General features: G+C 71.5%; 19 protein-coding genes. 9 read left to right on the top strand and 10 right to left on the bottom strand.

The window, feature by feature from the left end; genetic code table 11:
* Nucleotide 1: 1 nt before the first annotated feature.
* From P1V51_21220 to P1V51_21210, 3 genes are read right to left on the bottom strand one after another with little or no spacing between them, the layout of a single operon-like run.
* Nucleotides 2-709 (bottom strand): response regulator, encoded by a 708-nt coding sequence (locus P1V51_21220; protein MDF1565572.1) that lies wholly within the window; start codon nt 707-709, stop codon nt 2-4.
* 5 nt (nt 710-714) lie between these two features.
* Nucleotides 715-2349 (bottom strand): hypothetical protein, encoded by a 1635-nt coding sequence (locus P1V51_21215; GenBank protein ID MDF1565571.1) that lies wholly within the window; start codon nt 2347-2349, stop codon nt 715-717.
* On the bottom strand, nt 2349-2855 hold the full coding sequence (locus P1V51_21210) for a hypothetical protein (protein ID MDF1565570.1): 507 nt from the start codon (nt 2853-2855) through the stop codon (nt 2349-2351). The genes P1V51_21215 and P1V51_21210 overlap by 1 nt, the downstream gene beginning before the upstream one ends.
* 112 nt (nt 2856-2967) lie before the next feature.
* On the opposite strand from P1V51_21210, the gene folD reads away from it, so the two are divergent.
* The 5 genes from folD to gcvPB all read left to right on the top strand — a co-directional run bounded on the left by folD (nt 2968) and on the right by gcvPB (nt 8336).
* Nucleotides 2968-3813, top strand: coding sequence for a bifunctional methylenetetrahydrofolate dehydrogenase/methenyltetrahydrofolate cyclohydrolase FolD (folD, locus tag P1V51_21205; protein ID MDF1565569.1), 846 nt, complete (start codon nt 2968-2970; stop codon nt 3811-3813).
* Nucleotides 3810-4889: a glycine cleavage system aminomethyltransferase GcvT gene (gene gcvT, locus P1V51_21200; GenBank protein MDF1565568.1), complete on the top strand. Its 1080-nt coding sequence runs from the start codon at nt 3810-3812 to the stop codon at nt 4887-4889. The genes folD and gcvT overlap by 4 nt, the downstream gene beginning before the upstream one ends.
* A 96-nt stretch (nt 4890-4985) precedes the next feature.
* Nucleotides 4986-5375 carry a glycine cleavage system protein GcvH gene (gene gcvH, locus P1V51_21195; GenBank protein ID MDF1565567.1) on the top strand — a complete coding sequence of 130 codons (390 nt, stop codon included), beginning with the start codon at nt 4986-4988 and terminating at the stop codon, nt 5373-5375.
* A gap of 46 nt (nt 5376-5421) precedes the next feature.
* The gene (gene gcvPA / locus P1V51_21190) at nt 5422-6777 is read left to right on the top strand and encodes an aminomethyl-transferring glycine dehydrogenase subunit GcvPA (GenBank protein ID MDF1565566.1); all 1356 of its coding nucleotides are present in this window, start codon (nt 5422-5424) and stop codon (nt 6775-6777) included.
* Nucleotides 6774-8336: an aminomethyl-transferring glycine dehydrogenase subunit GcvPB gene (gene gcvPB, locus P1V51_21185; protein ID MDF1565565.1), complete on the top strand. Its 1563-nt coding sequence runs from the start codon at nt 6774-6776 to the stop codon at nt 8334-8336. Before gcvPA ends, gcvPB begins: the two co-directional genes overlap by 4 nt.
* A gap of 108 nt (nt 8337-8444) precedes the next feature.
* Here the strand turns inward: gcvPB and lpxC are convergent, their stop codons facing one another.
* Nucleotides 8445-9383 carry a UDP-3-O-acyl-N-acetylglucosamine deacetylase gene (gene lpxC / locus P1V51_21180; GenBank protein MDF1565564.1) on the bottom strand — a complete coding sequence of 313 codons (939 nt, stop codon included), beginning with the start codon at nt 9381-9383 and terminating at the stop codon, nt 8445-8447.
* A 304-nt stretch (nt 9384-9687) separates the two neighbouring features.
* On the opposite strand from lpxC, the gene P1V51_21175 reads away from it, so the two are divergent.
* The 4 genes from P1V51_21175 to P1V51_21160 all read left to right on the top strand — a co-directional run bounded on the left by P1V51_21175 (nt 9688) and on the right by P1V51_21160 (nt 16408).
* The gene (locus P1V51_21175) at nt 9688-10455 is read left to right on the top strand and encodes a rhomboid family intramembrane serine protease (GenBank protein ID MDF1565563.1); all 768 of its coding nucleotides are present in this window, start codon (nt 9688-9690) and stop codon (nt 10453-10455) included.
* 47 nt (nt 10456-10502) lie between these two features.
* The gene (locus P1V51_21170) at nt 10503-10706 is read left to right on the top strand and encodes a zinc ribbon domain-containing protein (GenBank protein ID MDF1565562.1); all 204 of its coding nucleotides are present in this window, start codon (nt 10503-10505) and stop codon (nt 10704-10706) included.
* Between the two features lie 205 nt (nt 10707-10911).
* Nucleotides 10912-15585 carry a DUF4215 domain-containing protein gene (locus P1V51_21165; protein MDF1565561.1) on the top strand — a complete coding sequence of 1558 codons (4674 nt, stop codon included), beginning with the start codon at nt 10912-10914 and terminating at the stop codon, nt 15583-15585.
* 100 nt (nt 15586-15685) lie between these two features.
* Nucleotides 15686-16408, top strand: a complete 723-nt coding sequence (locus P1V51_21160) for a YebC/PmpR family DNA-binding transcriptional regulator (protein MDF1565560.1) — start codon at nt 15686-15688, stop codon at nt 16406-16408.
* Between the two features lie 29 nt (nt 16409-16437).
* On the opposite strand, the gene P1V51_21155 is transcribed toward P1V51_21160, so the two are convergent.
* The 6 genes from P1V51_21155 to P1V51_21130 all read right to left on the bottom strand — a co-directional run bounded on the left by P1V51_21155 (nt 16438) and on the right by P1V51_21130 (nt 21607).
* The gene (locus tag P1V51_21155) at nt 16438-17445 is read right to left on the bottom strand and encodes a zinc-binding dehydrogenase (GenBank protein ID MDF1565559.1); all 1008 of its coding nucleotides are present in this window, start codon (nt 17443-17445) and stop codon (nt 16438-16440) included.
* Nucleotides 17446-17602: 157 nt separating this feature from the next.
* Complete coding sequence (locus tag P1V51_21150) at nt 17603-18661, bottom strand: hypothetical protein (GenBank protein ID MDF1565558.1); 1059 nt, start codon at nt 18659-18661, stop codon at nt 17603-17605.
* Nucleotides 18662-18676: 15 nt separating this feature from the next.
* Nucleotides 18677-19696 carry a Holliday junction branch migration DNA helicase RuvB gene (gene ruvB, locus P1V51_21145; protein ID MDF1565557.1) on the bottom strand — a complete coding sequence of 340 codons (1020 nt, stop codon included), beginning with the start codon at nt 19694-19696 and terminating at the stop codon, nt 18677-18679.
* Nucleotides 19697-19743: 47 nt separating this feature from the next.
* Complete coding sequence (gene ruvA / locus P1V51_21140) at nt 19744-20343, bottom strand: Holliday junction branch migration protein RuvA (GenBank protein MDF1565556.1); 600 nt, start codon at nt 20341-20343, stop codon at nt 19744-19746.
* Entirely contained in the window at nt 20340-20861 is a 522-nt protein-coding gene (gene ruvC, locus P1V51_21135) for a crossover junction endodeoxyribonuclease RuvC (GenBank protein MDF1565555.1), read from the bottom strand. Before ruvC ends, ruvA begins: the two co-directional genes overlap by 4 nt.
* Nucleotides 20858-21607: a YebC/PmpR family DNA-binding transcriptional regulator gene (locus tag P1V51_21130; protein ID MDF1565554.1), complete on the bottom strand. Its 750-nt coding sequence runs from the start codon at nt 21605-21607 to the stop codon at nt 20858-20860. The genes ruvC and P1V51_21130 overlap by 4 nt, the downstream gene beginning before the upstream one ends.
* Nucleotides 21608-21641: the final 34 nt, after the last annotated feature.

Below are 21641 nucleotides of genomic sequence, written 5' to 3'. Positions count from 1 at the left end.
GTCAGTCGCCGCCCAGGAGCAGCACCACGTCGAAGAAGTTCATCCTCAGGTTCGGATCCGGCGGGAGGACCGTGTTCGCCTCGAAGACGTAGGCGCCCTCGCGCCGGGTCGAGAGGCCCGCGAGCAGCGCCTTGCCCTCCTCGGTCGGGCGCTCCTCGGAGGTGACCGAGTGGACCTCGCCCTTCTCGAACCAGATCCGCACCTCGGGCGCGTCGCCGCTCCCCTCGATGGTCAGGCAGCCGGTCTTGCGCTGCAGGTTCAGCCCCTGCACCAGCACCGTCAGCTCCAGGGACTCGAGGTCGCCCTCCAGCCGGCCGGCCCGGGGCGCGGGCAACGCCCGGGCGCTCGCCGCGAGCAGGCGCCGCACCCTCGCCTCGAGCTCCGGGAACTCGAAGGGCTTCTCGATGACCGCCACCACCCCGAGGCCGGCGCCCTTCTCCCAGATGTCGAGGCCCTGGCGGGCGGTGATCATCAGGATGGGCAGATCGACGAAGGCGGGCAGCTCTCGCACCCGGCGGCAGAGCTCGAGGCCGTCCATCGGGTGCATCAGGTGGTCGGTGATGAGCAGCTCCGGATCCTCGGCCGGCAGCCGCTCGAGGGCGGCCTCCCCGGAGTTCACCGTCACCGGACGGTGCCCCATCCGGCTGACCAGGTCCTTGATCAAGCGGGTGAAGAAGACGTCGTCGTCGACGATGAGGACGGTGGCCAAGGCGATCAGGACCCTCGCCGCGCCAGCTCCCAGCCCAGCTCGACCTCGAACTGGAAGCCGCGGACCGGCTCGAAGAGCTTCACCGTGGGATCGGCGATGTTGAACTGGAAGGCCTGGTAGGCGCGGAGGTTCAGCCAGAGGATGGGCAGCACCTCGACCCGCACCGCGGCCACCAGCGTGTTGTCGTCGGCCTGGAAGTCGAAGAAGCTCGCCGCGTCGGCGAAGCCCCGCTTGTGGTAGGTGACCAGGAACTGGAAGTAGCGGCCGGCGGGCACCTCGAGGTGGAGGTAGAAGTTGTTCCCCCGCTCGGCGGTCGAGAGCTCGAGGGCGGTGCCCAGGGCGAAGAGATCCTGGGGGGCCCAGGAGAGCTCGAAGTAGAGGCCGTAGGCCATCTCGGCGGGGTCGCGCTCGTCGAGGGCGGCGTTCTTGGTGATCCACTGGAGGTTGCCGGCGCCGTCGGGCCGCTGCAGGTAGGCGAACTTCTCCACCTCGTAGAAGCTGTCGAAGTAGGCCGGGATGTAGTTGCCGGCGTGGGTGCGCAGCTCGAAGACCCCGCGCAGGGCGTGGATGCGCTTCTTCTCGCCCTTGCCCTCGTAGTTGAAGCGCCCGAGGAGGCCGAGGGTGCCGCCCCAGCCGCCCTGTCCGGCGAAGAAGGCGTCCCGCCGGAAGGAGAAGTCGACGAAGGGCTTCAGGTCGGCCTGGCGGGTCTTGAGGACCTTCAGCTCCAGGTCGAAGCCCATCAGGTCGACCAGGCCGCCGACGTACTCGGGCTTGAGCTCCCCCGGCTCGGTGACGACCCGGCCGATGGGGTCGTAGCTCAGCTGCAGGGGGGCGTTGAGCTCGCCGGCCCAGGTCACGCCGATGGAGAGCGAGCGGGCGACGACGCCGTCGCCGAAGGCGGCCAGGGGCTTCACGAAGACGAGGCCGCCGGTGACCAGGCCGACGTTCGACTCGGTCTGGAGGGCGAGCTCGAAGGGGGTGACCAGGTCGGCCACGTGCAGCTCGAAGCCGGCGTAGCGCCCGTAGGTGTCGAAGGCGAGGCCCACCCGCCGGGAGTCCATGTCCGCGTTGGCGAAGTAGCGCCGCAGGATCGGCCCGTGGCCGAGGGTCGCCGCGTCGAGCTGGCTGATCTGGAGGAAGAACTTCTGCTCCTTGCCGCCGTAGGTGAGGTAGCGGATGACCTGGGCGAAGTCCGAGGGCTCGTCCCAGTCCTTCTTCCGGATCTGGCCGGCGTCATCGAAGCCGCCGGGCCCGTAGATCAGCAGGCGCAGGGGGACGCCGAAGCCCGCCGAGAACTTCCCGTCCTTCGAGCGCAGATCGACGCTGGGGGTGAGGCGCAGGTAGTGGCCGCCGTCGACGTTGCCGTCCTCCTGCACCTCCTCGATGAGCTCGTAGCCCACGAGGACGCCGAAGCGGCGGCGGGCCAGGGCGAGCTGGGAGGCGCCCACCCGGGTGAGCTCCCCCTTGATGAACTCGCGCTGCTCCTCCTCGGGGCGGTCCGCCTCGTCGACCGCCGGCGGAGGCGGGAGGAGCTCCTCGCCCAGCTCCTCGGTCTCGACGGCCACACCCTCGGCCTGGCCCAGGACCGCGCCGGGGGCGAGGAGGAGGGCCGCGACCAGGATCCGGCTGGCGAGGCGCATCAGCCCGGGATCCCCAGGAAGAGCCCGCAGTCCGGGCACTCGGCCGAGGCGGCGTCCTCGGGGACGAAGAGGGTCTCGCAGGCCGGGCACTGGGTCTCACCGCCCGACTCGAGCTCGACGACCCCCTCCACCGAGGCGGGGTCCACGCCCTCGTTCACCAGCATCGCCTGGTAGTTCGCGGCCAGGGCGTTCTGGGCGTCCCGCACCGAGTCGGGGTGTACCGCCACGTCGTAGGTGGCGCTGCAGCTCCCGGAGGTGCAGGAGGCCGCGTCGCCGGTGACCACCGCCGGCACCCGGAAGTCCGCGAGGACCTCCTGCATCCGGCGGACGTCCTGGAGACTGCCCCGGGCGACGATGATCGCCTCCCCGGAGCGCACCGCGGCCTCCACGGCCTCGATCCCCTCGAGAGAGACGTCGGGGAGCTCGTCGACCAGGGCGCGGTCGCAGCTCGCGCAGTGGTCGAACCCCTCCCGGAACTCGGAACGGCAGGCTGGGCAGTAGGGCATGGACGGAGGCGTATCGCGCCCGGGGAGGGATGCCAAGGGGCCTCTGGGCCAGCGGGTCGATCTGCGCTAGACGATCGGGCTGGTCCCATCCAGAAGAGCGGGAGGATCGACCATGGCCAGGCTCATCGACGGCAAGGCAATCGCGAAGAAGGTGCGGGAGGAGGTCGCCCGGGGCGTCGAGGCCCTCCAGGCCGAGCGGGGCATCGTCCCGGGCCTGGCGACCATCCTGGTGGGCAGCGACCCGGGCAGCGAGGTCTACGTCCGGGGCAAGCACCGCGCCTGCAAGCAGGTGGGGATCGCCTCCTTCCCCCACCGGCCCGAGCCGGACATCACCCAGGAGGCCCTCCTGGCCCTGGTGGACGAACTCAACGCGAACCCCGAGGTGCACGGCATCCTGGTGCAGCTCCCCCTGCCCTCCCACCTCGACGAGCAGACGATCCTCGACCGGGTCGCCCCCGAGAAGGACGTGGACGGCTTCCACCCCCTCAACGCCGGCAAGCTCCTCACCGGGCGGGCGGGCCTGCGCTCCTGCACCCCCCTGGGGATCATGCGCCTCCTCGAGGAGATGGAGGTAGAGCTCGAGGGCAAGCGCGCGCTGATCGTCGGCCGCAGCAACATCGTCGGCAAGCCGATGGCCCTCCTCCTGATGGAGCAGAACGCCACCGTCACCATCGCCCACTCCCGCACCCGCGATCTCCCCGCGCGGGTGGCCGAGGCCGACCTCGTGGTGGCCGCCATCGGCCGCCCCGAGTTCGTGAAGGGCGCCTGGATCAAGGAGGGCGCCGTCGTCATCGACGTGGGCATCAACCGCACCGACGAGGGCCTGGTCGGCGACGTCGAGTTCGCGGCGGCCGAGGCGCGGGCCTCGGTCATCACTCCGGTCCCCGGCGGCGTCGGTCCGATGACCATCGCCACCCTGATGCAGAACACCCTCGAGGCAGCGAAGGACCCGTCATGAGCGAGCTGAAGCGTACCCCCCTCTACGAGGCCCACGTGGCCGCCGGCGCCAAGATCGTCCCCTTCGCGGGCTTCGAGATGCCGGTGCAGTACAGCGGCGTCATCGCCGAGCACAACGCCGTGCGAGAGGCCGTGGGCCTCTTCGACGTCTCCCACATGGGCGAGATCGTCTTCGAGGGTCCCGGCGCCGTCGCGGCGGTCGACCACCTGGTCACCAACGACATCGCCGGCCTCGCCGACGGGCAGGCGGCCTACGCCGGGCTGCTCACGCCCGAGGGTGGCTTCGTCGACGACGTGGTCTGCTACCGCTTCTCGGCCGAGAAGGTCCTGGTCTGCGTGAACGCCTCGAACCGGGAGAAGGACTTCCAGCACATGCTGGCCCACACCGCGGGCGAGCCGCAGCCGGTGGACGAGGGCGATCGATGGGCCCAGCTCGCCGTGCAGGGCCCGAAGGCCCCGGCCCTGGTCCAGGCGCTGACCCAGACCCCCCTCGAGCCCATCGAGCGCTACCACTTCGTCGAGGGCGAGGTCGCCGGCTTCCCCTGCATCATCGCCCGCACCGGCTACACCGGCGAGGACGGCTTCGAGCTCTTCTGCGCCCCCGAGGTCGCCCGGGGCCTCTGGGATCGCCTGGTCGAGGCCGGCGCCCTCCCCTGCGGCCTCGGCGCCCGGGACACCCTGCGCCTCGAGATGAAGTACGCCCTCTATGGCAACGACATCGACGAGAGCCACGATCCCTACGAGGCCGGCCTCGCGTGGACGGTGAAGCTCGACAAGGGCGACTTCGTCGGGCGCGAGGCCCTGATCGCGGCCAAGGCCGCCGGCCCCCGCCAGAAGCTCGTCGCCTTCGTCCTCAAGGGCCGGGGCGTGCCCCGCCAGGGCATGCGGGTCCTCGACGAGAGCGGCGCCGAGGTGGGCGTGGTGACCAGCGGCACGATGAGCCCCACCCTCAAGGAGCCCATCGGAATGGCCTACGTCGCGAAGGGCCTGGCCCGATCGGGCTCCACCCTGCAGATCGATCTGCGGGGCCGGCCGGTGGCGGCCGAGGTCGTCAAACCCCCCTTCGTGAAGCGCTAGAGGCCTCCAGAGGCTCTATCGTCCAGGGCCTTCCCCAAAAGGCACCCACGGCGCTACGAATGTCCCCCCCCTCCCAACGACCCGAGGAGAACCACCATGGCCCACATCCCCGACGACCTGCGCTACACCCAGGACCACGAGTGGATCCGGAAGGACGGTGACGAGCTGATCATCGGCATCACGGATCACGCCCAGTCCTCCCTCGGCGACGTCGTCTACGTCGAGCTCCCCGAGGTCGGCGACGAGGTCTCCGCCGGCGCGCCCTTCGGCACCGTCGAGTCCACCAAGGCCGTCTCCGAGCTCTTCGCCCCGGTCTCGGGCGAGGTCACCGCCGTGAACGAGGACCTGGTCGACGCCCCCGAGAAGGTCAACGAGGATCCCTACGGGGACGCCTGGATGATCCGGGTGAAGCCGGCCAGCGCCGACGCCTACGACGGCCTCCTCGACGACGCCGCCTACGCCGCGCACGTCGAGAGCGACTCCTGAAATAGCGAACCGACAGCCCACAAGAAGGGGAGCCTCGATCTTCGCCATGCGCTACCTGCCTCACACCGACGCAGAGGTCGAGGCCATGCTGGCCGCGATCGGCGTCGAGAACCTCGACGCCCTCTTCGAGAGCATCCCGGAGGCCCTGCGCCTCCGCGCTGAGCTCGACCTCCCTCCACCGCTGGACGAGCAGGGGCTCGTCGACGAGCTGACCTCGCTGCAGGCGTGCACCAGCGGCCGCCCCTTCCTCGGCGCGGGCTCCTACCCGCACCACGTCCCGGCCGTGGTCAGCGACCTGCTCCTGCGAGGCGAGATCCTCACGGCCTACACGCCCTACCAGCCCGAGGTGAGCCAGGGGACGCTGCAGACGATCTTCGAGTACCAGACCATGGTCTGCGCCCTCACCGGCCTCGAGGTCTCCAACGCCTCGATGTACGACGGCGCCCACGCGATGGCCGAGGCGGCGCTGCTGGCCCTGCGCAGCCGCCGCAAGAGCACGAAGGTGCTGGTCTCCCGGGCCATCCACCCCCTCTACCGCCGGGTGCTCGACACCTACCTGCACCACGGCGAGGGCGAGGTGGTGACGATCCCGGTGGACGACGCCACCGGCCAGATGGACCTGCCCGCCCTCGAGGCCGCGCTGGCCGCCGGCGGCCAGGAGGTGGCCTGCGTCATCGCCGGCTACCCGAACTTCTTCGGCGTGATCGAGCCCCTCGACGAGATCGCCCGGCGCTGCGAGCCCACGGGCGCCATCCCGATCTCGATCACCACCGAGGCCGTCGCCCTGGGCCTGCTGGCCGCGCCCGGCCGCCTCGGCGTGCAGATCGCCGTGGGCGAGCTCGGCAGCTTCGGCAACGGCATGAGCTTCGGCGGACCCTCGGTCGGCTTCTTCGCCGCCACCGAGAAGTTCCTGCGCCAGATGCCCGGCCGCCTCTGCGGCGCCACGGTCGATCGCAAGGGCCGCCGCGGCTTCGTGCTCACCCTCTCCGCCCGCGAGCAGCACATCCGCCGGGCCAAGGCCACCTCGAACATCTGCACCAACCAGGGCCTCTGCGCGACCGCGGCGACGATCCACCTCGCCCTCCTCGGCCGCCACGGCCTGCGCGACCTGGCGCGGATCAACTGGCAGCGGGCGCACCACGCCCGGAAGCTCCTCTCCGCGGCCGGCCTGGAGCCCCGCTTCTCGGGCCCGGTCTTCAACGAGTTCACGGTGAAGATCGCCGATCCGGCCGGCGCCCGGCGCCGCCTGCGCGAGGTGGGGCTGGAGGGCGGCTTCGCCCTCTCCCGCTACTACGACGAGTATCCGGAGGGCCTCCTCCTCGCGGTCACCGAGGTCCACGCCCCCGCGGCGATCCAGGCGCTGGCCGACACGCTGGCCGCGGCCCCGGGAGGTGCAGCATGAGCGGCCACCCCTTCCGCCCCGACGCCAGCCTGCCCCCCGGCACCACCGGCCTCGCCCTGGAGGAGCCCCTGCTCTTCGAGCGCGGCGCCCCGGGCCGCAGCGGCGCCTCGCTGCCGCCCGTCGGCGTCCCCGAGGTCGATCCGGCCAGCGAGATCCCGGCGCGCTACCTGCGGGGCGAGCCCGAGGCCGGCGAGGGCCTGCCCGAGGTCTCCGAGCCCGAGGTGGTCCGCCACTTCACCCGCATCTCCCAGTGGAACTACGGCATCGACAGCGGCCTCTTCCCCCTGGGCTCCTGCACGATGAAGTACAACCCGCGGGTGAACGAGGCGATGGCGCGGCTGCCGGGCATCGCCCGGGCCCACCCCTTCCTCGAGGAGGAGGACGCCCAGGGCCCGCTGCGCCTCATGTACGAGCTGGAGCAGGCCCTCTGCGGCATCAGCGGGCTGGACGCCTGCACCCTGCAGCCGGCCGCCGGCGCCCAGGGCGAGCTCGCCGGGGTGCTGATCATCCGGGCCTGGCAGGAGGCCACCCACGGCCGCCCGCGCTCGAAGATCCTCGTGCCCGCCTCGGCCCACGGCACCAACCCGGCGACCAGCGCCCTCGCGGGCTACGAGGTCGTCGAGATCCGGGCCGGCGAGCAGGGCTGGGTCCACGCCGAGACCGTGAAGGAGGCGATGGACGACGAGGTCGCCGGCATCATGCTGACCAACCCCAACACCCTGGGGATCTTCGAGCGGGAGATCGCCGAGATCGCGAGCGTCGTCCACGAGGGCGGCGGCCTGGTCTACTGCGACGGAGCGAACCTCAACGCCCTGATGGGCCACGCCCGCCCCGGCGACATGGGCGTGGACCTGATGCACTTCAACCTCCACAAGACCTTCAGCACCCCCCACGGCGGCGGCGGCCCCGGCGCCGGCCCGGTGGCGGTGCGGGCGGACCTCGAGCGCTTCCTGCCCATCCCCCGGGTGGTCAAGGAGGGAGAGGCCTACCGGCTGGTCGAGGACCGCCCCGACTCCATCGGGGCCCTGAAGGCCTTCTACGGCAACTTCGGGGTGCTGGCGCGGGCGCACACCTTCATCCGCGAGCTGGGCGCGGCCGGCCTGAAGTCCGCCACCGAGCTCGCGGTGCTCAACGCCCGCTACCTGCGCCACCGCCTCGAGTCCGAGGAGGGCGGCGCCTGGCCCCTGGCCTTCGCCAGCGAGACCCTCCACGAGTCGGTCTTCACCGACGCGGCCGTGCAGGCCCACGGCGTCTCCACCCTCGACGTGGCCAAGCGCCTCATCGACTTCGGCTTCCACCCGCCGACCGTCTACTTCCCGCTGGTCGTGTCCGGCGCGCTGATGATCGAGCCCACCGAGACCGAGACCCGGGAGGGCATCGAGGCCTTCGTGGCCGCGATGGCCCAGATCGCCCGGGAGGCGAAGGAGAGCCCCGAGCTCCTCCACGCCGCCCCCACCCGCCCCGTGCGCGAGCGCCTGGACGAGACGCGGGCCGCCCGGCGCCCCATCCTGCGCTGGACCCCGGAGATCGACGATCAGCTCGAGAAGCAGGGCGGCTGATCCGAGGCTTGCCAATCCCTGCCGCACCCCGTAGGTAGGGGTTGCGGCGGGGCGTCGAGTTGGGGGGAAGAGGTGAAGGGCCCCGCCCTTTTTCTTTCCGTCCCCGGTCTAGCTGGCCTCGGCCAGGCCCAGCGCCGGCAGGCGCACCCCGAGGCGGCCCACGTCGGCCGGCTCACGCACCTCGAGGATCTCGAAGGCGGAGGGATCGGCCAGGAGCGCCGCGGAGAGCTTGTGGTTCAGGGCGTGCCCGGAGCGGTGGCTCTCGAGGTGGCCGATCACCGGCATCCCCAGGAGGGCCAGGTCGCCGAGGCTGTCCAGCACCTTGTGCCGGACGAACTCGTCGGGGAAGCGCAGGCCCTCGCGGTTGAGGATCGAGAAGCGATCGATGACCACGGCGTTGGCGAGGGAGCCGCCCTGCGCCAGCCCGGCGGCCTTGAGGGCCTCGACCTCGGCCAGGAAGCCGAAGGTGCGCGCGCGGCAGATCTCGCGGTGGTAGTCGCGGTCGGAGAAGTCGAAGCGCAGCTTCTGGCGGCCGACCAGCGGGTGGTCGAAGTCGATGCTGCAGGTGACCCGGAAGCCGCGGGCCGGCGAGAGCCGGGCCAGCTTGCCCTCCTCGCTGACCTCGACGGTCTTGCGGACCACGAGGAAGCGCTTGAGGGCGCGCTGCTGCCGGACGCCCGCCCCGCGCAGGAGGAAGACGAAGGGCGCCGCCGAGCCGTCGAGGATCGGGATCTCGGGGCCGTCGAGCTCGATGCGGGCGTTGTCGATCCCCAGCCCTGCGAAGGCGGAGAGGAGGTGCTCGACCGTGCCGACCGTCGCGCTGACCCCGTCGACGGTGCGGCCCAGGGTGGTGGCGAAGCGGGTGTCGACGACGTTCTCGACCCGGGCCGGGATCTCGACGCGCTTGCCGAGATCGGTGCGAACGAAGACCAGGCCGGTGTTGGCGGCGGCGGGCGAGACGCTCAGGTGGACCTGCTCACCGGAGTGGAGCCCCACGCCGGAGATCTCCACCCTCTTCTGAAGGGTCCGCTGGTGATGGGAAGGCATCGTAGGCTGCTGTCTCTCTTCGGGGTGCTCGACTGCTCGATTTGGGGATTTCGCTGCTTTGTCGACCAATGCGCAGAGCAATCCAGGTGCCAGCACCGGCTCCGGGATCGGCCGTCCCCGCCTCGTCTTCGATTTTCTTCGTTTTTCCGGGGGGTTCCAGTTTTCGCCCGCCGTCCCGCTTCTGTCGCCGCGCTCGCCCCCGGCGCCAGATCGCGACGCGAATGTCAGGGGTGTTCAACTTTGACGCGCTGCGTATAGGTGAGGACGCTACCAAAATCAAGAGGAATCCCTATGCTTTGCAGCGATGATCCCCCTGCGAGACAACCTCGAGAGCGAGCGCATCCCCTTCCTCACCTACGCGCTCCTCGCCCTGAACGTGGTGGCTTTCGGGCTGGAGCTCGTCGCAATGCCCCAGCCCGGGGTGGTCGCTGACGCCGGGGGGGGCCGGCAGCTCCTCCTGCAGACGGGCTTCGAGCAGATGATCTGGACCTTCGGCCTGCGCCCGGCCGAGCTCCTCGATCCCTCCCTGGCGCTCGCCCCCCTCACCCCCCTCCCCGAGGCGGCGACCCTGCTGACCAGCATGTTCCTCCACGGGGGCTGGCTGCACCTGGGCGGCAACATGCTCTTCCTCTGGGTCTTCGCCGACAACATCGAGGACGCCCTCGGTCACGTCCGCTTCCTCCTCTTCTACCTCCTGGGAGGGCTGGCCGCCGCCGGCCTGCAGATCGCGGTGGAGCCGGCCTCCCAGGTGCCGATGGTCGGCGCCTCCGGAGCGATCGCGGCGGTGCTGGGGGCCTACCTGATGCTCTACCCCCGGGCCCGGGTTCTCACCCTGGTGCCGATCTTCGTCTTCATCCGGCTGGTGGAGATCCCGGCCCTCTTCTTCCTGGGCCTGTGGTTCCTCTTCCAGCTCCTCGGCGCCCCCGGGGGCGGCGGCACCGCCTGGTTCGCCCACATCGGGGGCTTCGTCTTCGGCCTCTTCGCCGTCCACCTCTTCCGCTCCCGGAAGCGGCCGCCCCCCAGCGTCCGCCACCACCCCCGGGCGAGGAGCCTCTTTTCCGACGAGCTCTGAATCCTTATCCTGGGAGCTGGCTCAAAGCCCGCAGGAGACCTCGATCCATGCCCCTCTACGAGTACCGTTGCCAGCCCTGTGAGCGCACCTTCGAGAAGATCCGCCGGATCTCCGAGCGCGAGGAGCCCGTCCCCTGCCCCGAGTGCGGTGAGCCCGCCGGTCCCCAGATGTCGGCCTTCGCGGTCGGCGGGGGCAGCTACGGCGGCGGCGGCGGCCAGATCCCCGCCCCCTCCTGCGGCGGGGGTGGGTGAGGCATCGGCTAGGCTGCCGGTCCGGCAGCCCCGACTTCCAGCACCGGCCCGGTGAGGAGAGCCCCGCGCTCCCTCGTCGGGCCGTTCGCGTTGGTTCTCTCGCTCGCGCTCGCGGGGCGGCCGAGAAACCTGCCCGGCCGATGATCTACTATCGAGCGTGCGCTCCCACACGACGTGGGACCCAGGAAACCTTGCTGGAGGCTTCATGGTCGCTCGACTCGCGCTCGCATCTTCGATCCTCATCCTCGTCGGCGGCTGCACCTTCGAGGAGGCCACGCCGGAGCAGGTGCAGGTGCTCTGCAAGGAGACCGCCCACTGCCCCGCGGGCCTGCTCTGCGTCCTCGAGGTCGGCCTCTGCGTCTCGCCCGACCACCCCTGCGTCGTGCGGGAGGGAGACGACGCGGCCTGGGCTCCGGACGGCAACGAGTGCGAGGTGGACGGCATCTGCATGAGCGGCGCCTGCGTGGCCCCCCGCTGCGGCGACGGCGTGGTGACCGTCTCGGCCGGCGAGGCCTGCGACGACGGCAACGACGTGGACACCGACGCCTGCACGACCTCCTGCACGGTGGCGCGCTGCGGCGACGGCATCGTCCACCACGCCCTCGAGGCCTGTGACGACGGCAACGGCGTGGACACCGACGGCTGCCGGAACAGCTGCGGGCTGCCGAGCTGCGGTGACGGCATCGTTCAGGAGGGGGTCGAGGCCTGCGACGACGGCAACGCGGAGGCCCGGGATGGCTGCCTCCCCTCCTGCCTCGCGAACGTGTGCGGCGACGGGATCCAGAACCTCCTCGCCGAGGGCTGTGACGACGGCAACGGCGAGGACGCCGACGACTGCCTCTCGACCTGTGTGCCGAACGTCTGCGGCGACGGGGTGCTGAACCCGGGACGGGAGGCCTGCGACGACGGCAACGACATCGACGGCGACGGCTGCGACGACGGCTGCCGGGTGTCCGCCTGCGGCAACGGCGTGCTGGCCGGAGACGAGATCTGCGACGACGGGAACCTCACGAGCGGAGACGGCTGCGACGCGAACTGCACGGTCACGGCCTGCGGCAACGGCGTGGTGAGCGGGAGCGAGGTCTGCGACGACGGCAACGCCGTGGACGGCGACGGCTGCGACACCAACTGCAGGCCGACCGCCTGCGGCAACGGCGTGGTGGCCGGCACCGAGACCTGCGACGACGGCAACCTCGTCAGCGGAGACGGCTGCGACGTGAACTGCACCGCGACCGCCTGCGGCAACGGCGTGGTGACCGGGGCCGAGATCTGCGACGACGGCAACGCCGTGGACGGCGACGGCTGCGACAGCAACTGCCGCCCGACCGCCTGCGGCAACGGCGTGGTCGCCGGGGCCGAGGTCTGCGACGACGGCAACCTGAGCTCGGGGGACGGCTGCGACGCGAACTGCACCGTGACCGCCTGCGGCAACGGCGTGGTGACCGGGACCGAGGCCTGCGACGACGGCAACCTCGTCAGCGGAGACGGCTGCGACGCGAACTGCACCGTGACCACCTGCGGGAACGGCGTGGTCTCACCCGACGAGGAGTGCGACGACGCGAACGACGTCGACAACGACGGCTGCACCAACGCCTGCACCCTGCCCGTCTGCGGCGACCGCATCGTGCAGGCCGGCGAGGAGTGCGACGACGGGAACACCCTCGACACCGATGGTTGCCACGGCTGCCTGCAGGACGTGTGTGGGGACGGCGTGATCTTCGCCGCGGCAGAGGTCTGCGACGACGGCAACACGGCGAGCGGCGACGGCTGCCGCGGGGACTGCCGCAAGGTGGAGGTCTGCGGAGACGCGGTGGTCGACGCGGACGAGCCCTGCGACGACGGCAACCTGAACCCGGCCGACGGCTGCGATGCCTGCGTGGCCACCACCTGGGCGGCCCTGACCCGGATCGGGGGCAGCGCGGCGGGCACCGAGGTCGGGCTGAGCCAGGCCTCGAACGTCGCGATGGACCGCCACGGAAACCTCTTCGTCACCGACTCCCCCGGTCAACGGGTGTATCGCCTCGACGCCAGCACGGGGGCGGCCATCGTCGTCGCGGGCACCGGCGTCAACGCCTACAACGGCGACGATCAGCTGGCCACCGGCGCCTCGCTGCGGAACCCCGTGGGATTCGCGGTCGACGGCCTCGGCAACCTCTTCATCGGTGAGGCCGCCCGGATCCGCCGGATCGACGCCCAGACCGGGATGATCTCCACCCTCGCCGGAAACGGGACGTCCTCGACCAGCGGGGACGGCGGCCCGGCCGCCACCGCCACCCTGCAGACCGCCACCGGGATCGCGGTCGACGGCCTCGGGAACCTCTACTTCGCCGACGACAGCGCTCACCGGGTGCGCCGGATCGACGCCCGGACCGGGATCATCACCACCGTCGCCGGCACCGGCACCGCCGGCTACAACGGAGACGGCATCCCGGCCGCCAGCGCGCAGCTCGATCGACCGCTGCGCGTCGCCCTCGACCCGGCCGGCAACCTCTACATCGCCGACCGACAGAACGAGCGCGTCCGCCGCGTCGACGCCACGACCCAGGTGATCACGACCGTGGCCGGCGACCCCGCGGCCTCCGGCTGGAACGACGGCGGCCCCGCCACCGCCGCCCGGCTCGGCGTCACCGAGGGCGTCACGGTCGACAGCGCGGGCAACCTCTACATCTCGGCCAACCAGCGGGTCCGCTTCGTCGACGCCAGCACCCAGATCATCAGCCTCGTCGCGGGCTCCGGGACCGTGGACGCCGACGGTGTGCCGGCCACCAGCGTCCTGCTCAGCTCGATCCACCAGGTGGCCGTCGACCCCGCGGGGAACTTCTACATCGCCTTCAACGAGCGGCTCGGCCGGGTGGACGCCGCCACGGGGGTGATCGACACGGTGCTGGGCACGCTCGCCTACTCGGGTGAGGGCCGCTTCGCCACCGCCACCCCGGCCCCGGTGCTCGACCCGTCGCTGACCATCACCCCCGACGGCGATCTCTACTTCGCGCCCGCCAACGAGTACCTGCTGCGCCGGATCGATGGCACCACCGGCGTGCTCACCACCGTCGCCGGCACGGGGAAGCGAGGCTTCTCGGGCGACGGCGGCCCCGCCACCGACGCCGAGCTCGGCCAGGTCTCCAGCCTGGTCTCGGACGCCAGCGGGAACGTCTACGTGGGCGACGGGAACACGGGGCGCATTCGCCGGATCGACGCCGCGACCGGCGTGATCGACACCTACGTCACCGTCCCCATGCCCAACGGGCTCGCGCTGGACGCCGCCGGCAACCTCTACGTCGCCCGCACCCTCGACCGCCGGGTGGCCCGGGTCGACGCGCTCACCCAGGCCGTCACCACGGTCGCCGGGACGGGCTCCTACGGCTACACGGGAGACGGTGGCCCGGCCACCGCGGCGCGCCTCGGCACGATCCGGGACGTGGCCGTCGACGCCGACGGGAACCTCTTCATCTCCGACGAGGGCTACCACGTGGTCCGCCGCGTCGATCCGGCGACCGGCAACATCTCGACCTACGCCGGGACCGGCACCGCGGGCTTCCTCGGGGACGGCATCGCCGCCACGTCCTCCAACCTCAACTGGCCCAATGGGCTGGCCGTCGACGCCCAGGGACACCTCTACATCGGAGACAGCTTCAACCAGCGGGTCCGCCGGGTCGACGCGGTCTCCGGGCTGATCAGCTCGGTCACCGCCGGCTCGGGCAGCTTCCAGGACGGAGGCCCCTCGACCGCCAGCCGGGTGATGGGACCCCGGGACGTCGCTCTCGACGCCGGGGGGAACCTCTTCATCTCGGAGTACAACTTCCAGAGGATCCGCCGCGTCGACGCCGCCACCGGCATCATCACCACCGTGGCCGGGGTGGTGGCCCCCTACGGGGTGGGGCCTCTGGTCGGCGCCCGGCTCGCGAGCCCGGTCGACCTGGCCGTGGCTCCCGACAAGACCCTCTTCGCGGCCGGCGGGACCGGCACGGTGGAGGCGGCCTTCACCGACACCGCCACCCTCGAGGTGGTGGCCGGCCGCTATCCCCAGATCTCCGCCACCTCGAACCTGGCGCTCTACCGCAGCCAGACCTTCGGATCGGTGGGCGGCGTGGCCTGGGACGAGGACAACCAGATCCTCTACCTGAGCGAGACCTCCAATCACCGCATCCAGGCCGTCACCGCCGTCGACAGCCGCGACACCACCACCTGGACCGTCCTGCCCCTCGCCAACGCCGCCGGCGCCGCGGGCTTCGCCGACGGCCCGGCCTCCGGCGCGAGGTTCCGGGAGCCCCAGGGGCTCTTCGTCGACTCCGCCGCGCAGCTCCTCTACGTCGCCGACACCGGAAACCACGCCATCCGGGTCATCGATCTCTCCGCCGACACCGTGACCACCATCGCGGGCACCCCCCAGACCCTGGGCTTCTTCGGCGACGGCCTGCCAGCGAACCAGGCCCTGCTCTACCGGCCCGCCTCGGTGACCCGCTGTCGCAACGGTGACCTCTTCATCGCCGATCAGGGGAACAACCGCGTGCGGCGGGTCGAGGCCACCTCCGACCTCGTCTCCACCGTGCTCGGTGACGGCGCCGCCGCCTCCTCCGGCCAGGGCAGCCCGGCCTGGGCCTTCTCGGTGGACACCCCGCGAGGGCTGGGCTGCGACTCCTTCGGCAACCTCTACATCACCTCGCGGACCTCGATCCGGCTGGTCCTGGCCGACGACACCGGGGTGGTGGATGGCAGCGGCGCGGTGCAGACCATCTTCGGGGCGGCGCCCCGGACCACCTACCCGGCCACGGTCTCCGAGTGCCTCAGCGGGCTGGTGGTGCTCCCCACCGACCAGGTGCAGGTCACCGAGGCCTGCGCCGGGCTGCTGATCGAGCTCGAGCGAGCGGCGCTGCCCTGAGGCCCACGCAGGTGGGCCTGGCCCCGCTTTGGCGACACTCTGGGCTGAGCCCGGGTCTTTTCGGTAGACTCCCCGGCCCACCTCACCCTGGAGCAGCGCAATGGGACGGACTTTCGAGAATCGCAAGGCCTCGATGGCCAAGACGGCCGCCCGCAAGACCAAGATCTACAGCAAGTACGGCCGGGAGCTCTACGTGGTCGCCAAGGCCGGCGGCGCCGATCCCAACGGCAACCTCGCCCTGCGCGGGCTGATCGAGCGGGCCAAGCGGGATCAGGTCCCCTCCCACATCATCGACAAGGCGCTCGAGAAGGCCTCGGGCGGCGTCGGCGAGGACTACGCCCCTGCGCGCTACGAGGGCTTCGGCCCCGGCGGCACCTCGGTGATCGTCGACTGCCTCACGGACAACCCCACCCGCACCGTCGGTGAGGTCCGGAACTGCTTCACCAAGTCCAAGTGCAAGCTCGGCACCCCGGGCACCGTGGCCCACCTCTTCGACCACGTCGCGGTCTTCGTCTTCGCGGGCACCGAGGAGGCCGCCTTCGAGGCGCTGCTCGGCGCGGACGTCGACGTCGGCGAGATCGAGGCGGAGGAGGGCAAGCTGACGATCTTCGTGCCGCCCACCGAGTACGGCAACGCCAAGCAGGTCATCCTCGACACCTTCGGCGAGATCGAGTTCGACGTGGACGAGATCCGCTTCGTCTCCAAGGGCTCGATCAAGATCGAGGGCGACGACGTCGCCACCATGGACAAGCTGCTCGAGATGCTCGACGACTGCGACGACGTGCAGAACGTCTACCACGACGCCGAGTACCCGGCCGGGTAGCGCACCGGAGCCCCGGGCGCGCGCGCCGCTCAGCCGGCCTGCGGGACGAGCAGCACCTTCCCGGCGCTCATGGCGCCCTGATAGGCGACCACCGCCTCCGCGGCCTTCTCCAGGGGAAAGGTCGAGCGCAGCTCGCTGCGCAGGGACCCCTCGAGGAGCCCCTGGACTCTCCTCCAGGTCCGCAGGTTCTTCAGGACGCCCTGAGCGGGGATCCAGCGAGACAGCCAGAAGCCGGTGAGGGTCTTGCCGCTGAAGATCAGGTCTCCGATCTCGGCCCTGGAGGGCTGCTCGGAGAGCCCGCCGTAGACCATCACGGTCGAGCCCCGCTCCAGGCCCGCCAGCAGCTGCCCGGTGAGGCTCCCGCCCACGGCGTCGAAGGCCAGGGTGGCGCCCAGCGCCTTGCAGCGCTCGCGGAGCGAGGCCTCGAAGTCCCCGGCCGAGGAGTCCAGCACGTGTTTCACGCCCCGGGCCCGGAGGCTCTCGACCTGCTCGGGCCGGCGTACGACGTTGATGACCTCGATGCCCTCGGCGCCGAAGATCCGGTCGATCATCCGGCCCAGGGCGCCCGCCGCCGCGGTGTTCACCACCGCCCGGCAGCGCCGTTCGCGGCAGAGGTCGAGGAGGGCCAGGGCCGTCATCGGGTTCACGACCGACATCGCCCCCGACTCCAGGGAGACGCCGGCCCCCAGGGGCAGGGCCATGCCGTTGGGAACCACCACGTACTCGGCCCAGGCCCCGGTCTCCGAGCCGGCGATGAAGGCCACCCGCTTGCCCTTCAGGTAGCGGCCCATGAGGCCCGGCCCGGCCTCGACCACCCTCCCCGCCCCCTCCAGCCCCGGACGGGTCGGGGTCGGCGGACGGGGAACGTAGTTTCCCTCGAGGAAGGCCAGGTCGGAGGGGTTGATGGGGGAGCCCGCCACCTCGATGAGGACCTCACCGGGTCCCGGCCTCGGCGTGGGCACCTCGTCGAGGCGCAGCCCCGCCGGACCGGAATAGGCGTCGAGCACGACCGCACGCATGGTCTCCGGGACTGGCATCTCACCTCCTCCGCGCCCGCTCACGGGCACCCGCCTCAACCTGCCCCCGCGCCCCGGAGATGCAAGACGGGCGCTCTCCCCGCCGAGCTGGGGGGCTGCGGAGAGGTGCTGCCCGGGTGGCCTCCTCTCCGGCGAGACCCCTCCCGGGCGCGCCGCCTCAGTTGCCGGCGCTGAAGGTGCAGTAGGTGCCCAGCGAGCCCGGCAGCCCGTTGGCGTAGGGCGAGGCCGTCGTGCCCAGGGGGTGCGCCTGGAAGAAGTCCAGGATGTCCGTGGCGGGCATCAGGTAGAGCGGGACCGAATGACCCTGGCCGTGGTCGCAGAGGATGGCGTCGTGGCCCATGCCGTTGAGGTAGCCGACGTCGTTCTCGGCGAAGACGTCGGCCTGGAGGGTCACGATCGACAGGGTGTAGGAGTCCGTCGGGCCTCCGTGGATCAGCAGCTGGGTGTAGGCGTTGCCGTGCGAGGGCGTCGGCCAGCTGACCATGCCGGCCAGGGGCCCGAAGACCGCCGTGTTCTCGGAGTTGGAGAGGTAGGCCCCGGAGAAGGCCGCGACCGAGGCCACCTGCCCGCCCCGGGCCACGCCCGTCAGGTTGGTCATCGCGCCGCCGAGGGAGAAGCCGGTCACGTGCACGCGGTCCTCGTCCACCCCGTAGCGGGCCTCCAGGCAGGCGAGGATCTCGTCGAAGAGCCGCATCTCCTTGTTGGTGGCGGCGTCGACGGTGAAGACGTCCCAGTCCACCTCGTAGCCGTACATCATCAGGCCCGAGTCCTCGGGCGAGACGGCGATGAAGGGGAAGTTCGGGTCGTTCACGTGGGGCGAAAGCACGCTGCTGAAGTCGGTCGCGCTGCCGCCCAGGCCGTGCCAGCCGAAGACCACCGGCCAGGGGCCGTCGGTCTCGGCGCCGGAGGGCAGGTTCAGGACGAAGGAGCGGGCCTCGCCGTCCACCAGGAAGTCCACGTTCCAGCCATCCTGGAGGGCGGCGCAGGCCGGGTTCGTGACGCCCCCGTCCGTGCCCCCGCCATCGCTCCCGCCACCGTCGGTCGCGCCGCCGTCCGTTGCGCCGCCGTCGCTCGCTCCCCCATCCGTCGTGCCGCCGTCGGAGGTGCCGCTGTCGCTCCCACCGGCGTCGGTGCCGTCACTGTCGGTGGGCGGCCCGCAGGCGAGGGAGAGAGCGGCGAGGAACGGGAGGAGGAGCGCGAGGTGGAGTCTGGCCATCCCCGCATTGTAGCCCTAGACCAGGGAGCCCTGCCGGCCCGTGGGCTTCTTGCCGAGGTGGGTGTAGGCCGCGGTGGTGGCGACCCGGCCGCGGGGCGTGCGGGCCAGCAGCCCCTGCTGGACGAGGTAGGGCTCGTAGACCTCCTCGAGGGTGTCGGGCTTCTCGCCCACGGCGGCGGCGATGGTGCCGATGCCCACCGGGCCGCCCTCGAAGCGCTCGATGATCACCTCGAGGAGGCGGCGGTCCATGGTGTCGAGGCCTCTCTCGTCCACCCCGAGGCGGCCGAGGAAGAGGTCGGCGGCCTCGCGATCGACGCTGCCGCTGCCCTCGACCTCGGCGAAGTCCCGCACCCGGCGCAGGAGGCGGTTCGCCACCCGCGGCGTGCCCCGGGCCCTGCGGGCCATCTCGGCCGCGCCTCCCTTCTCCAGCTGCACCTGTAGGATGCGCGCGCTGCGCTCGACGATCTGCTCGAGGGCCTCGGCGTCGTAGAAGTCGAGGCGCTCGACGATGCCGAAGCGATCCCGCATGGGACCCGTGAGCAGGCCGGTGCGCGTCGTCGCCCCGACCAGCGTGAAGGGAGAGAGCTCGAGCTTCACCGAGCGGGCGGCCGGGCCGTCGCCGAGGATGACGTCGAACTCGTAGTCCTCCATGGCGGTGTAGAGGCTCTCCTCGACCACCCGGGGGAGGCGGTGCACCTCGTCCACGAAGAGGATGTCCCCCTCCTCCAGGCTGGTGAGGATGCCCGCGAGATCGCCCTTGCGCTCGATGGCCGGGCCGGAGGTGACGTGGAGCTGGACACCGAGCTCCCGGGCGATGATGTGGGCCAGGCTGGTCTTGCCCAGCCCCGGAGGCCCCGAGAGCAGGACGTGGTCCAGGCTCTCGCTGCGGCGGCGGGCGGCCTCGACGTAGACCTCGAGCTTGTCCACCACCAGCCGCTGGCCGACGAACTCCGCGAAGCTCTTCGGGCGCAGGGAGCGCTCGTAGGCCTGCTCGTCCTCCGCCGCCGTGGGCGCGATCGCTCTCTCGCCGTTCATCCCTCGCGCGGGAGCCTATCCCGTCCGGAGCAGGAGTGCACGGGTGTTCAGGACCCGTCCCGCAGGTGCGCCAGGGCGGCCTTGAGGAGCTGGGGCAGCTCCCCCTCCGGATCCTGCTCGCAGGCCAGCTCCGCCGCCTTCTGGGCGGCGGCGGCCCGGTACCCCAGCCCGATCAGGCCCGAGACGAGATCGGCCAGGTGCTCGTCCCCGCCCCTCTCCGCCTCGGCGCTCCCGCCGGTGGCGAGGCCGTCGAGCTTGCCCTTGAGCTCCAGGACGAGGCGCTCGGCGGTCTTGGCGCCGACCCCCGGGGCCCGGGCGAGGGCGGCGGCGTCCGCGCTGCGGACCGCGGCGACGATCTGCGCGGCGCCGATACCCGAGAGGAGCACCAGGGCCTTGCGGCAGCCGACCTTGGGCACGCCGATGAGGGCGTGGAAGATCGCCTCCTCGCGGGCGTCGCTGAAGCCGTAGAGCTCGATGGCGTCCTCCCGCACGTGGGTGTGGGTGCGGATCAACGCCTTCTCTCCTCGCCCCGGGAAGGAGGCCAGGGCCTCGGCCGAGGCGAAGACCCGGTACCCTACACCACCCACGTCGAGGACGAGGTGGTCCGCCCGCTTCTCCATCACCACGCCGATGAGCTGCGCGATCATCCCTCTCTCCCCTTGCGGAAGTCCTGCACCGAGAGGCGGGCCTTGGCCGGCAGCCCGCCGCCGGTGTGTTGCAGATGGCAGACCGCGATGGCCAGGGCATCCGAGGCGTCGGGGGGCAGCCTCCCCGAGAGGCCCAGGAGGCTCTTGACCATCGTCTGCACCGCGTCCTTGTCGGCCCGGCCGCTGCCCGCCACCGTGCGCTTCACCGTCGCCGGGGCGTACTCCTGGACGGGGAGCCCCGCGCGGGCGACAGCGGCCAGGACCACCCCTCGGGCGTGGCCGAGGGTGAGCGCCGAGCGGGCGTTGCTCTGGGTGAAGAGGCCCTCCACCGCGACCAGGTCCGGCTGCTGCGCCTCGAGGACCTCGACGAGGGCCTCCCAGAGGGCGGCGAGGCGCGGGGCCAGCTCTCCCTCCAGGCGGATCACTCCGTGCGCCACCGGCTCGAGGCGGCGCCGGTGGGAGGCGACCACCCCCCAGCCACAGGCCCGGGTGCCCGGATCGATGCCCAGCACCTTCACTCGGTGGCCTGCTCCATCTCCTCGTCGTCGATGTCGAAGTTGGCGAAGACGTTCTGGACGTCGTCGCTCTCCTCGAGCAGGGAGACGAGGCGCAGCACCTTCTTCACGTCCTCGCCGGACACCTTCACGGTGTTCTTCGGGATCCACTCCAGGCGGGGGTTCCGGGGGCTGTGGCCGAGCCCCTCGAGGCCGGTCAGCAGCGCGTGGAAGTCACTGGCGCCGGCCTGCACCTCCCAGGTGTCTCCGGTGTCGACGACGTCCTCTCCGCCGGCCTCGATGCAGAGCTCCATGGCCCGCTCCTCGCTGAGCCCCTCCTTGGGCAGCTCCATCAGCGCCTTGTGCTCGAACATCCAGGCCACCGCGCCGCTCTCGGCGAGGTTCCCGTTGCCCTTGGTGAAGAGGTGGCGGACCTCGCCGACCGTGCGATTGCGGTTGTCGGTCACGCACTCCACGTAGAGGGCCACTCCGGCGGGGCCGTAGCCCTCGTAGGCGATCTCCTCGTAGGCCTGCCCCTCGAGCTCACCGGTGCCCTTCAGGATGGCCCGCTCGATGTTGTCCTTGGGGAGGTTGACGTCCTTGGCAGCCTGGATCGCGGCGCGCAGCCGGGCGTTGGCCTCGGGATCACCGCCGCCGTCCCGGGCGGCCACGGTGATCTCCTTGATCACCTTGGTGAAGGCCTTGCCCTTGGTGGCGCCGAGCGCCTCCTTCTGGCGCTTGATCTTCGTCCATCGATTGTGGCCCGACATGGGCGTGTCATAGCACGCCTCCACGCCGAGCCTG

It is taken from the genome of Deltaproteobacteria bacterium, assembly GCA_029210625.1.
In the GTDB taxonomy this organism is placed as follows: Bacteria; Myxococcota; Myxococcia; order SLRQ01; family SLRQ01; genus JARGFU01.
Note: the sequence above shows the minus strand (reverse complement) of the source record. Positions and strands in the feature narration are given on the sequence as shown.

What these genes read in the sequence shown, in the direction of transcription:
- P1V51_21165 (MDF1565561.1), top strand. Translation starts at nt 10,912, where the DNA reads ATGGTCGCTCGACTCGCGCTCGCATCTTCGATCCTCATCCTCGTCGGC.
- P1V51_21150 (MDF1565558.1), bottom strand. Translation starts at nt 18,661, where the DNA reads ATGGCCAGACTCCACCTCGCGCTCCTCCTCCCGTTCCTCGCCGCTCTC.
- gcvPA (MDF1565566.1), top strand. Translation starts at nt 5,422, where the DNA reads ATGCGCTACCTGCCTCACACCGACGCAGAGGTCGAGGCCATGCTGGCC.
- P1V51_21175 (MDF1565563.1), top strand. Translation starts at nt 9,688, where the DNA reads ATGATCCCCCTGCGAGACAACCTCGAGAGCGAGCGCATCCCCTTCCTC.
- lpxC (MDF1565564.1), bottom strand. Translation starts at nt 9,383, where the DNA reads ATGCCTTCCCATCACCAGCGGACCCTTCAGAAGAGGGTGGAGATCTCC.
- P1V51_21210 (MDF1565570.1), bottom strand. Translation starts at nt 2,855, where the DNA reads ATGCCCTACTGCCCAGCCTGCCGTTCCGAGTTCCGGGAGGGGTTCGAC.
- P1V51_21170 (MDF1565562.1), top strand. Translation starts at nt 10,503, where the DNA reads ATGCCCCTCTACGAGTACCGTTGCCAGCCCTGTGAGCGCACCTTCGAG.
- ruvA (MDF1565556.1), bottom strand. Translation starts at nt 20,343, where the DNA reads ATGATCGCGCAGCTCATCGGCGTGGTGATGGAGAAGCGGGCGGACCAC.
- ruvB (MDF1565557.1), bottom strand. Translation starts at nt 19,696, where the DNA reads ATGAACGGCGAGAGAGCGATCGCGCCCACGGCGGCGGAGGACGAGCAG.
- P1V51_21215 (MDF1565571.1), bottom strand. Translation starts at nt 2,349, where the DNA reads ATGCGCCTCGCCAGCCGGATCCTGGTCGCGGCCCTCCTCCTCGCCCCC.
- gcvT (MDF1565568.1), top strand. Translation starts at nt 3,810, where the DNA reads ATGAGCGAGCTGAAGCGTACCCCCCTCTACGAGGCCCACGTGGCCGCC.
- gcvPB (MDF1565565.1), top strand. Translation starts at nt 6,774, where the DNA reads ATGAGCGGCCACCCCTTCCGCCCCGACGCCAGCCTGCCCCCCGGCACC.
- P1V51_21130 (MDF1565554.1), bottom strand. Translation starts at nt 21,607, where the DNA reads ATGTCGGGCCACAATCGATGGACGAAGATCAAGCGCCAGAAGGAGGCG.
- P1V51_21160 (MDF1565560.1), top strand. Translation starts at nt 15,686, where the DNA reads ATGGGACGGACTTTCGAGAATCGCAAGGCCTCGATGGCCAAGACGGCC.
- gcvH (MDF1565567.1), top strand. Translation starts at nt 4,986, where the DNA reads ATGGCCCACATCCCCGACGACCTGCGCTACACCCAGGACCACGAGTGG.
- folD (MDF1565569.1), top strand. Translation starts at nt 2,968, where the DNA reads ATGGCCAGGCTCATCGACGGCAAGGCAATCGCGAAGAAGGTGCGGGAG.
- P1V51_21155 (MDF1565559.1), bottom strand. Translation starts at nt 17,445, where the DNA reads ATGCCAGTCCCGGAGACCATGCGTGCGGTCGTGCTCGACGCCTATTCC.